Source organism: Microbacterium tenebrionis (assembly GCF_903645325.1).
GTDB classification, from domain to species: Bacteria; Actinomycetota; Actinomycetes; order Actinomycetales; family Microbacteriaceae; genus Microbacterium; species Microbacterium tenebrionis.
The window spans coordinates 48,544-60,200 of the sequence record NZ_CAHJXQ010000003.1 but is presented as its reverse complement, the minus strand read 5'-3'; the positions used below and the strand labels follow the sequence as shown (position 1 = coordinate 60,200).

At 65.2% G+C, this 11,657-nt stretch carries 9 protein-coding genes; 3 read left to right on the top strand and 6 right to left on the bottom strand.

From position 1 onward, the window contains the following. The first annotated feature begins 9 nt into the window (after positions 1-9). Both HWX58_RS06450 and HWX58_RS06445 read left to right on the top strand, forming a co-directional pair. Positions 10-849: an aldo/keto reductase gene (locus tag HWX58_RS06450; RefSeq protein ID WP_175986209.1), complete on the top strand. Its 840-nt coding sequence runs from the start codon at positions 10-12 to the stop codon at positions 847-849. Positions 850-861: 12 nt separating this feature from the next. Beyond that, complete coding sequence (locus HWX58_RS06445) at positions 862-1,146, top strand: helix-turn-helix domain-containing protein (RefSeq protein ID WP_175986208.1); 285 nt, start codon at positions 862-864, stop codon at positions 1,144-1,146. A 50-nt stretch (positions 1,147-1,196) separates the two neighbouring features. Here the strand turns inward: HWX58_RS06445 and HWX58_RS06440 are convergent, their stop codons facing one another. From HWX58_RS06440 to HWX58_RS06430, 3 genes are all read right to left on the bottom strand, one after another. Beyond that, positions 1,197-2,381 (bottom strand): AlbA family DNA-binding domain-containing protein, encoded by a 1,185-nt coding sequence (locus HWX58_RS06440; RefSeq protein WP_217702957.1) that lies wholly within the window; start codon positions 2,379-2,381, stop codon positions 1,197-1,199. A 44-nt stretch (positions 2,382-2,425) separates the two neighbouring features. Then, entirely contained in the window at positions 2,426-5,074 is a 2,649-nt protein-coding gene (locus HWX58_RS06435; RefSeq protein WP_175986206.1) for a TrlF family AAA-like ATPase, read from the bottom strand. Positions 5,075-5,254: 180 nt separating this feature from the next. Beyond that, positions 5,255-7,165 (bottom strand): ATP-dependent DNA helicase, encoded by a 1,911-nt coding sequence (locus tag HWX58_RS06430; protein WP_284690600.1) that lies wholly within the window; start codon positions 7,163-7,165, stop codon positions 5,255-5,257. Positions 7,166-7,177: 12 nt separating this feature from the next. Between HWX58_RS06430 and HWX58_RS06425 the strand changes: the two genes are divergently transcribed. Then, entirely contained in the window at positions 7,178-8,665 is a 1,488-nt protein-coding gene (locus HWX58_RS06425) for a recombinase family protein (RefSeq protein WP_175986205.1), read from the top strand. A 63-nt stretch (positions 8,666-8,728) separates the two neighbouring features. Here HWX58_RS06425 and HWX58_RS06420 read toward each other — a convergent pair whose 3' ends face one another. From HWX58_RS06420 to HWX58_RS06410, 3 genes are all read right to left on the bottom strand, one after another. Further along, a complete protein-coding gene (locus HWX58_RS06420; RefSeq protein ID WP_175986204.1) occupies positions 8,729-8,938 on the bottom strand; it encodes a hypothetical protein in 210 nt (69 codons plus the stop codon). Positions 8,939-9,063: 125 nt separating this feature from the next. Continuing rightward, positions 9,064-9,723, bottom strand: a complete 660-nt coding sequence (locus HWX58_RS06415) for an exopolyphosphatase (protein WP_250646130.1) — start codon at positions 9,721-9,723, stop codon at positions 9,064-9,066. Between the two features lie 518 nt (positions 9,724-10,241). Further along, entirely contained in the window at positions 10,242-11,645 is a 1,404-nt protein-coding gene (locus HWX58_RS06410; protein ID WP_175986202.1) for an MFS transporter, read from the bottom strand. Between the last annotated feature and the right edge of the window lie 12 nt (positions 11,646-11,657).

The following is an 11,657-nucleotide window of genomic DNA, read 5'->3' as shown; positions in this document are numbered from 1 at the left end:
GCTGTGAGGATGACCGCTCTCCCCCTTCGCACCGCGCACAACGGCTTCACCCTTCCGGCGATCGGACTCGGCACCTACAGGCTCAACGGCGACGCCGGGGCGGCGGCGATCGCGGCGGGCATCGACGCCGGGTACCGACTGGTCGACTCCGCCTTCAACTATGAGAACGAGGGCACGGTGGGACGCGGCGTCGCGGATGCCGCCACCGATCGTGCCGAGGTGATCGTCACGACCAAGCTGCCAGGGCGCCACCACCCGTCCGAGAAGGCGCGCTGGAGCATCGAGGAGAGCCGCTTCCGTCTCGGCCTCGACGCGACGGACCTGCACCTGATCCACTGGCCGAACCCGATCCAGGACGAGTACGTCCAGGCGTGGGCCGCTCTCGTCGAGGCCCGGGAGCGCGGCACCGTGCGCCAGATCGGCGTGTCGAACTTCCTCCCCGAGCACTTGGAGCGCCTCGAGCGCGAGACGGGCGTGCTGCCGGTCGTCAACCAGATCGAGCTGCACCCGTACTTCCCGCAGGCCGAGCAGCTGGAGTATCACCGCGAGCACGGCATCATCACCGAGGCGTGGAGTCCGATCGGTCGGGCGAAGGCGCTGCTCGACGAGGCGGTGATCGTCGAGGTCGCACGCGCACACGACATCGCCCCCGCTCAGGCAGTCCTCGCCTGGCATGTGGCACGGGGTAGCGTCGCGATCCCGAAGGCGTCGTCACTCGAGCACCAGAAGGCGAACCTCGCCGCGGCATCCGTCGTGCTGGACGACGCGGAGGTCGAGGCGATCAGCGCGCTGGGGCGCCCGGACGGCCGTCTGTTCGACGCGGATCCGCGCACGCACGAGGAGTCCTGAGGATCCGAAGAGGTGGACGCCGGTGGACTCAAACCGAACACCTGGCAGAAATTCGAGCGGCTCAGTTCCGCGTGGAATCGGGCGAAACTCGGTTTCGAGGACGCGCCGCACGGTGACACCGAGGGCGAGCCGGGCGTCGTGGCGAACCCTAGGAGACGGGCTAGAACACCCCTGACGGAGAGCCAAGTGGACGCTATTCGAACTGCCCGCGCGAACGGCGAGAGCGTGGTGTCTATCTCACGGCAGTTCGGTGTGCATCGGATGACGGTGTGGACGCACACCAAGGACTTGCTGTGATGGTCACAGGCGAAGCCCCGGTGAGTGAGCGCTCCGCTTCAGGTGAGCGCCTATGAGTTTTCCAAGAGCCCGCGGAATAGGTTCGTCGCACTCTCGGGGTTGTCGATCTCATGGTCGAGATCGGCCTTCAGTGCCGCACGAAGGTCTGGCAGATCAGGCGCGGCGTACGCGGGGTTCTCCATGAACGAGACGACTTCTCGGATCGCTGCATCCCACCACTTCTGCGTGCCCCGCTCACCGCGTTGCGCGCGACGGTCCTTGAGTAGGTCTTGCCAGACCCGCAGCTCCCAGGTGTTGCGGTCGGCATCGAGAGATACATCGCCGGAGAGAAGATCACGGAGCCGGGCCTGCAACTGATCCGCCCTCTTGGACTTGTGCTCCCAGGTATCGACGGTGAAGTTCCACCAGACTTTCCGCCGTAGCCGTATCACTCTGTACGCCAGGTTCTGAGTGGAGTCGTTCTGGATGTCCTCGACGATTTCCTGAAGCTCGCGAACGAGCCGCTGCACATGCTCGACTTCGTAGGAGACGGTGTCGGCTGAGGAGGCAGCGGAGTCGGCGGAAGACGAGGCGGACTCTGCGGCTTCTGCAGCGTCGTGGGTGGTGCTGGTGAGCGCCATGATTGGTGTCGCGACGTTCTTCTCGATCCCCTCCGCGATCTGGTCGACTTGGCTGCCCACGGCACCGACCGCGGAACGCAGTTCTTCGCTGACTTGCCGGAAGTGCAGAGCAAAACTACCCGCTTCGCGGTCCAGGTAGATGCGCAGCAACTCTTCGTCTGTCAGCGCGCGCGTGGACCGGCCTTGCCGGGTCTGGCGACGGCCCTGGTCATCGAAGTGTGGCGGCATCGTCGGACGCACTTCTACTCGGATGAACGGGATTGGCTCGGCTACGCCCTCCTCCACGATGAAGACTTCGACCGGGATCGGTCGTGTCTTGCTCGCCACGTCTTGGATGCGGGACACGGCCTTGTCGAGCCCCTTGGGTAGTCCGAAGGGCTGTCCGTGCACGAGCCCGGTGGTCTTGTCCTCAACCTCATCGACACCGACGAGAAGGTGGGCAACCTCGCGGGTTGGATCGGCGGCGACCCAGTTGGCGAGCGCGGCAAGGAGCCCGACTGTCACGGCGTCAACGTCGCGCTTGAACTCGTAGCGGCCCGATTCGCCCAGCGCGAGCATCTGCTGCGCGACCGCACTGACTTCCTGGTGTCTCGAAGGCTCGGGTTGATCCGTCATGATGCTGTCTTGGCAGCGAGCACTGATGAGGTTGGCATGCGCAATCAGAAATCGTAAAGACGTTTACGTGCGTCGAACGCAGCACGTCCGCCTTCAAGCAGGTCTTCCGCGTACTTTCGGACCTTCGGGTCGTCGAGCGATCCGACGCCGTCGGCTACTGTTCGCCCGTGCTGGCCATCAGCTTCGAGTGTCACGACCAACTCGGCGTCTCCAAGAACGGGAACGTTGGCGTTGTGCGTGCTAACGATCAACTGCCGGGTTCCCTTCAATGATCGCAGCTTCTGGACAACTCCGTCGTAGACAAATCGGTTGTCTAGGTCGTCCTCGGGTTGGTCGATGACCAGAGGGCTCATAGAGGCTCCGAGCAGGAGCAGGAGGAGGGCAGTTGCTCGCTGCCCTTTCGACAGGTCTTCAAGCCGACGCCAGGCCGCTGATTGACCTTTGACAGCGACGTTCAGCTGTACCTCCACAGCTAATCCAACGGTCTGCTCTTCGAACTCTCGGAACAAAGGTTCTCCGCAGTCGACGATGGCTTTTGCTTGAGCTCCGGTGATGCCGAATGCGGAGATGGCATCTAGGCCTGATCGCACTGCCGCTGCGAATGCTCCGACGCTGAAGTCATCTTGATCGATTGCCGCGAATACCTGACCGCGCTGGGTCGAGAAGTGGTTAGAGATCACCGCCTTTATTTGGCTTCGATCTGGTGAGGCGATGGGCTTCACTATGACAGCGCCGGTAGTTGCTTCGTTTGACGCTTTGATTGCCTTCTTCAGATCGGACGCGGTCTTCTTATCGATATCGGAGAGCTGGCGGAGCAGCTTGGTTCGTGCTTCGAGGAGCTTCTTTTTCTCCTTATCGAAGGTGGCCCGCTTCTCTGCTCGCTTCTTAAGTCGAATCAGGTTTGACTGCAAGGTTAGGTACTCGTCGGGCTTGTGTCCCTGTTCGACTAACTCGCGCAGGACTGCCGCGACGCCATCGCTCTCGGTCTTGGTGCCGTCCTTCCAAGCCTGTGCGGTCGCTTCGACCTTTTTCTTCGCGTCGTCCACGGCGGAACGTGCCGTTGTCGCGGCCTGTTCCAGCGCCTTGGCGAGCGTGTCGAGCGCCGGCGCGAGTTTCTGTAGCGTGCCTTTACGTGGCGAGTCATCGACATCAACGAGCTCTGCGCGAAGCTCTTCGGCCAGAGGCTCAAGCCCCCAACCGCTGATGAGGTCCTCAACCTGTTGGACCCGCTCAGACACCTCGGTGAGAACCGCCTCGTCCTTGTCTAGCCGTGTCTTCTGGTCGAGCTTCGCAGCAAGGTCGGTCTTCTCGAACGCTTCCATGCTTTCGGTGAGGCGAGGGATGTCTGCGAGTTCGTTTTCCAGCGCTTCGCGATCCCGCTCATGTTTCGCGAGTGCGTCCCGGTTGTCGGCCAGGTCTTTCAGAAGCTGGTCTCGTTCGGCGGGCGATGCTGGTTTCCCGGCCACTCTCGCGACGAGTTCCGCCATGAGGTCTTTGTCTTGAGCCAGTTCGGCGAGTTCGTGCTGGCCGAAGATTTCGAGGTTTCCGACGATATCGCGTGGTCGTTGATTCGTTTGCGTACCGCTGGAGTCACGGACGATCGCCGGACTGTTGATGGTGCGCTCGATTGTGAAACGTGCGGGACTCGGTGTTACGACGTCTACAACGAGCGAGACGACCGTTCCAGCGCCGAGCACATTCTTGACCATGTCTTTGTGGTCATCGCTTGATGCTTGGCCGATGGGCGAAATCTCCAGCACGTAGCGAAGACTCTCGATAGCGGTGGACTTGCCGGTGCCCCGACCACCAATGAGAGCGGTGAGATCCTCGGCAAGATGGATCTTCTGACCGTCGAGGTAGCCGCCATCCCATGAAATCTCGCGGAGCAGCACACGTGACGTCGATGCCGGATCGACCGTGCTAACCCGTGTCTCCGGGGTCTTCACTGCGTGGCGTAGTCCAAGCAAACTCGGACTACTCATCTTGAACCAAGTGCTCGCACCAGCAGAGGCCAGCGTCGCAGGGTCGGAGACGTCATCCGCATGGACGGCGACGAGTGAGTGTGGTCGATCGTAGGGCTTGACGCCCTTGAGGATCTTGGCTTGGTCGCCAAGCGGGGCTGCGGATGGAGTGATGCCAATGGCGAGCAGGTCAGGGTGCTTCACCATCTCGGCGAGAGTATCGCCTTTGGCTCGACTCAGTAGCCCGGCGTTTGCAACATTGGCATGTGCTGGGACTACTAGTGCGCCTTGGGCACACATGTCCGTCAGAATGTCGCCGTATGACTTCTTCGTAGTGCCCTTTGCCGCGCCAGGCGTCAGCCCACAGGCGCCGATTGCTGCAGTGACCTGCTCAACCGCGGTGCCACGCTCGAATATCACCAGCAGGTGGATGCCTTCAGAGGTGTTCGCCTCGAAGCCAGGAAGCGCGACGATGCCTGCTGCTTCCGCGTCGACGATTAGCTGAGACGCACTACTCGCGTTCCAATGGTCTGTGATAGCGATCAGCTCGATCTGCTGAGCTTTGAGTTCAGCGATCAGCGCCGCGTTGTAGGTCGCCTCATCAACGAAGGTCTTGGACGGCGAGGGGTTGCCAATGTATCCGTAGGGGTTCACCTGTAGAGCCGCACGAACCCAGCGTGCTCCGCGCGGACCGTCGTCGGTAGATGACTGGGCGTCGCTCACTTCATTCACCGCCCTGCTCCGTCGTCGATGCGAATAGTCACGCCAGGTACGCATGGGTCTGAGAGCTGTGGGGAACCTCTTCCGGAGGCGTCCTCTTCGGTCAACATGGGACTCCTCCTCGCGAGCACGGTCACATAGCACCAGCTTACGAGAGAAGCACTCCCGCGCGCAGGAAGAACCGAGCACCAGCTAGAGACGGGGTGCTTGGTCGATGCTCGGGCGCTGGGAACTGGCGGTGCGTGTGCTGAGCTGCCGGAGCCGGACGAGAGCGGCCTGCGCCGCACGGCGTTCAGCGGCTTGTTCGGGGGTGCGGATGCTCTTGGCGTCGCCCAACGGTGACGAGCCGCCGATGTCGTAGCGGTGTCGGTACAGCGCAATGGTGGCCGCCTCGGTCTGCCACTGTGCTCGCGCTCTCGACACAGAGGGAGGCTTGCCGAGCGGCAAGAGCCACGCGGCCCCGGCTTGCTCAGCGTCGTTCACGAGTCGCCGGGCGCGGGCTTCGATGAGTGCTTGGCGTTCATCAAGCGCCGTCTGCATGTCGTCGGGGATGGGCCGGGCTGGAGTGGCGATGAGCCCAGCGACCCGACGCCTACGGTTCTTGCCCGGTGACAGTTGGCCGGTCGCCTGGTCGAGCATGGTCGCCAACTGCGCAGCCGGGTCGGTCTGCTCGTCGCCGGGTGTCAGTCGTGGCGCGAGGGCGTTGAGTGCGACGGAGGCGAGATGTCCGGCGGCTTCGTGTCGGGCGAGTGCTGCTTCGAGGCGTTCGTAGTAGGGGCTGGTGAACACGTCGTCGGCCACGTCCTCGGCGAAGGGTGCGACATCGAGCAGGGTCGCCCAGCGGTCGATCTGGGTTTCGCGGGCGAGCACGTCGTACTCGTCCATCAGCGTGGACAGCGAGGTGTGGCGGTCGACCTCGAGTTTCAGCGTCTCGGTCGCCGACAGGTCAGCGTCGCTGCGCCCCAGGACTTCGGCGAGGCGGTCGAGAATCGTCAGCGGCCCCCGCTGGTCGAGGTGGGGTTCGACCTCGTGCGGGTCGGGCACGATGACGTAGGCGTGGTTGCGGTGCTTGCCTCGCGTCATGGCGACGTAGAACAACTCCCGCGCCGCCTTCTCCGGATCGACGAGCGCGTGCGCGGTGTCGACGCTGGCTCCTTGGGCGCGGTGGACGGTGCTGGCATAGCCGAGTTCGAGTTCTTCGCGGACGTACTTCGCGGGTAGCACGAGTGCTTTGCCGCGTGGCTGGTCGCCTTTGCCGAGGCGACGCACCGCAAGAGAGCCGTCCTCGTAGCGGTGGGTGACCTGCCAGCGGTCACCATTCTTGACCCACGTCCTGCCGGTGGTCAGGCGGCGGTCGTTGAGCCGGGTGACGACCAGATCACCGACCCCGGCAGTGGTGCCGTCATGCAGCCGGACCCCTTCGGCTTCGACGCGACCAGCGGTGAGGAGGTCGGCGCGGGCGCGCTCGTTCAGTTCGGCGACCATCTCGCCGGTGCCCGCGATCATCAGCGTCCTCAGCCCGGCATCGCGGTCGGCACGCCACGCCGTGTAGATCGCATCCTGCATCGTCTCGGCGTCATCCTCAATCAGCCGGCCTTGCCCGTTGTAACTCTTGAGTGCGTCGGGTCGTCCGTGGCGCAGGCCGAGGCTCGCGGTCTTCTCCCAGTCGTGGGCGAAGCGGCGCACGTCGGTGAGTTCGGGCACCTGGTGGCGGTCGCGCACGAGTGTCCCGAACGCCCCGCCCGTCTCCACGGCGGACAGTTGCGCCCAGTCCCCGATGAGCACGACCTTGGCCCCGACCTCCGCCGCGTGCGCGGCGATCCGATCCAGCGCGAGCGTTCCGGCGAGGGAGGACTCATCCACGAGCACGAGCTGCCCGGACTCCAGGTTCCAGCGCCCGTGATGGTGTTCATGGAGGAACTTGGCTGTGTTCTCGGCCCGAACGCCGAGCGAGTCTCCGAGGACTTCGGCGGCGGCCGCCGAGGGCGCGAGGCCGATCACGGAGTCTTGGCCGTGCGCTGCCGTCCATGCCCGATGCAAGGCGCGTAGCGCGGTGGTCTTGTCGACGTGTCGGGTTTGACCGGCGTACCTACCAGGCGACAAGGGGAGGTCGTCATGGGCGGCACAGCAGCAAGCAGCAGCGGTGTGGAGCAGGTGGTGGTGTACCTGCGTATCAGTGAGGATCGTACCGGCGCGGAGGCCGGAGTCGAGCGGCAGCGCCAGGACTGCCTGGAGCTGTGCGTCCGGCTCGGGATCACCGATCCGGCGGTGTTCATGGACAACGACATCTCCGCCTACTCGGGCAAGAAGCGCCCCGGCTATCTCGACCTCCTCGAACGCGTGAAGCTGGGGCCGTCGCGGATTGTGGCGTGGCATGTGGATCGCCTCTACCGTCGCCCGCGCGAGCTGGAAGACCTCATCGACCTCGTGGAAGCCCATCCGATCCGCATCGAGACGGTCAAGGGCGGCGCGTTCGATCTGAACACCCACGAAGGCCGGTTGATGGCCAGGCAGCTCGTGGCGATCGCCTCCTACGAGTCCGGGCACAAAGCAGACCGCATCCGCCGTGCGAATCAGCAGAAGGCCGAGCGAGGCGACTGGCATGGCGGGGCGAAGTACGGGTACGGCGTCGGCGGGGTCCTGATCCCGGAGGAGGCCGCGGTGATCCGGGAGATGGCCGACCGGTTCCTCGCGGGCCAGTCGGTGCGGCAGATCACCCGGTGGCTCAACCGCGAGGGCGGGCCGGTGCCGCCGTCGAAGGGCAAGAGCCGGTTGAACGTGTGGCACGAGAGCACGGTCGGCTCGATCCTGTGCTCGGCCAGGATTTCGGGGCAACGCGCCTACGAACCAGCATCGAAGACGACGGCGACGTGGGAACGCCGTGACCGGGCGATTCTCGGGCCGGGGAACTGGGAAGCGATCATCACCCCGGAAGAGACGGCGCGTATCCGGGCGGTGTTCAACCACCCCGACCGGCGGGTGGGCCGCTCATCCAAGAGCCTGCTGGCGGGGCTGATCACCTGCGCCAAGTGCGGCAACACCCTCGTCTCCTCCGGCCTGCACCGGGGCGAGACCTCAATCGGGAAGCGCCGCTTCTACCGCTGCCTACCCCTGCCCGGCAGGCCCGAGCGTGGCGGGCTCGTCGTGTCCGCGCACGGCATCGAAACCCTGGTGAGCGAGGCCATGATCGCGCGCCTGGCCGCGACCACACTTCCCACCACTGCACCGGGCGCCGATGCGGGGGTGTCGGCGGCGATGGAACAGATCACCGCCGCCCGTCAGCGCATGGAGGACATGGCCCGCGACTACGGCGCGGGCCTGCTCTCCCGCACCGAACTGCACGCCGCCAAGACCGCCGCCACCGCGACCATCAGCAACGCCGAACTCGTGCTGGGTCGTAGCGCGAAGTCTTCGGCATTGAAGGGCATCCCCATCGGCGACGAGGAAGCGTTGCGGGCGGCGTGGGAGGTGGAGTGGTCGATCCCGCAGAAGCGCGCGATCATCGCCGCCCTGATCGACACCCTCACCGTCAAACCCGCAGAGCCCGGTAAGCGCGGGGCGAGGTTCCGGCCCGAACGGGTGGAACTCACCTTCAAAGCCTGACCCGCCCCGGGCGAGAGCGCCGCCACCCTGGCAGGAAGGACGGCGGTGCTCGCGTGTGGAGGGTCAGTTCTCGGGGCGGGTGAGGATGCGGAGCTTGGCCAGTGTCACCGGATCGGTGACCCCGACCGGCACCGCGGAACGCTCACACGCCTCCATCGTCCACGCCACGACATCGAAACCCGGCGGCAGCCCGCTCGGGGTCCGGCCCCGCCGCTCACGAGCCGAGGGCGTCAGAGAAGTTTCGGGGGTGCTGTGCGCTGCTGTGGTCGTCATACCTGACAGGTGCGCACTCGAAACCACTACATATAGCGGTCATGGAGTGATCAATCTGCTACATGTTGGTTCTCGTGGATGACGGGGCCCCTCGACGCCACCCAGAGAGTGTGCTCTGACGAGGTTCACGGTTCAGGCGTCGGGTTGGGGTTGGCGGCGCGGATCGCGTCTCTCAGAGTGTCGTCGTCACGCAGGCGGTCCGGTAGTTCGCCGCTGAGCAGGCGCAGCAGTAGGCCGTCGCCGGTCGGTGTGCCGGAGTGCTTCGCGGCGGGATGCCCCAACACGATCCGCAGCAACGCGGTCCAAGACCGTGGCGGCAGGCCCAGCAGGACCGGCACGGTGCGGTCGCGGCGCAGCACCTCCACTGCACGGGACCTCGAAGGCAGATCGGCCAGCCGATAGGCGACATGCACCACGCAGTCGGCCACGAGCGCGGCATCCCAGCCCGCCGAGACGAACAACCCCACCACTTCCGACAGCACGGCGGTGAGTTGCCCGTCGTCCTCGCCGGGCTCCGGGTCGTCATTGTCGGCAGCGACGGCGAACGCGGGATGGTAGTCGGTCAGGCCCTCTCGTTCAGCGAACCGAACGGCGTCGTGGAATCCGGCGATCCTGGGCGTGCGGCGGGCCTTGCTGGTCGCCACCAACAGCCCGGCAGCACGAGCCTCCGCGAGACAGGTGATCTGCACGGCGTGGGTGACAACAGCCCACGGATTCCCCGCGTTGCGCGTTGAGGGGGCGAGCATGACCTCGAACGCCATCGAAGCGACCTCCCAGGCATCCATCCCGTATCTGCGAGCCAGCCGCCGATACCTCACTGCCGTGTATCGCATTAGCTCCGCCGCTTCACGGTCGCCCCGCCAGGCACCAGGCCCGGCTTCATGCAAGCGGATCAACAGGGCACGTAGTCCCTCGGGGCTCTGGAATCCGTGGCTGGCCGGGCCAGCCGGTCCCGCAGCATCGTCGCTGGCGGGTGAAGTGTGCTCGTCCACGGTGACGCCTCCCAGAAGGGAGGTGCGCCACCAGCACCCATACCGGGACGTCTCGTCAGCACGCCCCTACACCAGCCGCCGGTTAGCAAGCGCGCCGCGTGCGTCATATCAAGGCGGCGATCCTGGGCAGCGCGCGAGCTGTGCATGAACAGTTGGGTAGGGCAATCTCGTAGCACCGAGGCCCGCTGATGAGTGCCGACCGAAGCCTGCCGCATTGAACTCAGTGCCGACGTGTCTGCGGCCTCGAAAGCGGCAGCGTTGTCGAAGCCGCTCGTGTCGAGTCCAGGGCATAGTCAGGCCGATCGTCGCGCTCATCTATGGCGCGGACGGCGTACGAGTGCGTTGGTGGCGATGGCGGCAACGACGCACAGAATCGCAAGTGCGATCAGGACGATTCGCCAAGTGTCGGTGAGTTGCCAGGCCAAGAACTCTGCATCCGCCGTGTTCGGGAGGTTGCCCGTGGCGACCTGTCCTGCGAGTTCTGCGGAGCCGATCTTTCCAGTCAGGATCGTGATGAGCGCTGAACCGAAGAGACCGAGGACAAGAGCGTTGGAGGTGCCGCGGACGGTGTTGAGCATCCCCGCAGCCATCCCGACCTGCTTCTCGCTGACTTCGTTCATCGCCTGGGCGTCGATGATCCCCGACGCCAGACCGACACCCGCACCAAGCAACACCAGGGGCCACGCCAGGTCGAGCGGTGTAGTGGCCGGGTGCAAGGTCGCGAGCAAGGCATTGCCTCCGGCGATTGCGAGCAGCGCGGCAGTGATGACCAGCACCGGCGAGGTGCCCTTGCTGACGAGCCAGCCGCCCACGGCGGGCATGATCATCATCGGCAGGGTCGGCAACATCAGGACCAGCCCGGCGTTCGCGGCAGTCAATCCAACCGGGTCTTGGAGATAACTGGGTAGGAAGTTCAAGACACCACCGAAACCGGCGGACATGGTTATCGCGGCCAGCAGCCACCCCATGAACCCCCGACGGCGCAGCAACGCGAGGTTGAGGATCGGATTGGCGGCGCGACGCTCGATGACCACGAAGGCAGTCAGCAGGAGTGCCACGCAGGCCAACAGGAGGAGGACGGCGGGAGACGTCCAGCCGAGTGAGGAGCCCTGCGTGACGGCAACCATGAGGGCAGCAAGCCCCGCGATGAACGCGGCCGCACCCGCGACGTCGATGCGCGGAGTCGTCTCCGCGCGGGTCTCGTGCATCAACAGAGTTCCGGCGATCAGGATGAGACCGGGCAGGACGAACGCGCCGAACCCGAGTCGCCAGCCCAGCCCATCCACCAGCCAGCCGGAGAGCGACGGGCCGAGGGCGAGGCCGAGACCGGAAATGGTGCCCATCGCCGCGAACGCCCGAGCGCGGGCTGCGCCTGTGAATGTCGCTCCGAGGATGGCCCCGCCACCTGCCATCACGCCTGCTGCTCCGAGCCCGGTCAGCACTCTGGCAGCCAGCAGGACGGCGATGTTTGGGGCGAGCGCGGCACCAACGCATCCGAGGGTGTATGCGATAGCACCGGCGCGGTAGATGCGTCGTCTGCCGATCGCGTCACCGAGAGACCCGGCCACGAGCATGAAGGATGAAGCGGTCAGGAAGTAGGCGGTGACGACCCACTGTGCTGCCGGTCCGCTAGCGTCTAGGTCGGAGCCGATTCGAGGCACAGCAACTCCAGCACCAGACATCGACATCGGAAGCGCGAGGAAGCCCAGCAGCACAACAGTGAGCGT

Excerpts from the sequence above, each read along its gene's own strand:
- HWX58_RS06425 (WP_175986205.1), top strand. The coding sequence starts at position 7,178 with ATGGGCGGCACAGCAGCAAGCAGCAGCGGTGTGGAGCAGGTGGTGGTG.
- HWX58_RS06415 (WP_250646130.1), bottom strand. The coding sequence starts at position 9,723 with ATGGATGCCTGGGAGGTCGCTTCGATGGCGTTCGAGGTCATGCTCGCC.
- HWX58_RS06440 (WP_217702957.1), bottom strand. The coding sequence starts at position 2,381 with ATGACGGATCAACCCGAGCCTTCGAGACACCAGGAAGTCAGTGCGGTC.
- HWX58_RS06420 (WP_175986204.1), bottom strand. The coding sequence starts at position 8,938 with ATGACGACCACAGCAGCGCACAGCACCCCCGAAACTTCTCTGACGCCC.
- HWX58_RS06450 (WP_175986209.1), top strand. The coding sequence starts at position 10 with ATGACCGCTCTCCCCCTTCGCACCGCGCACAACGGCTTCACCCTTCCG.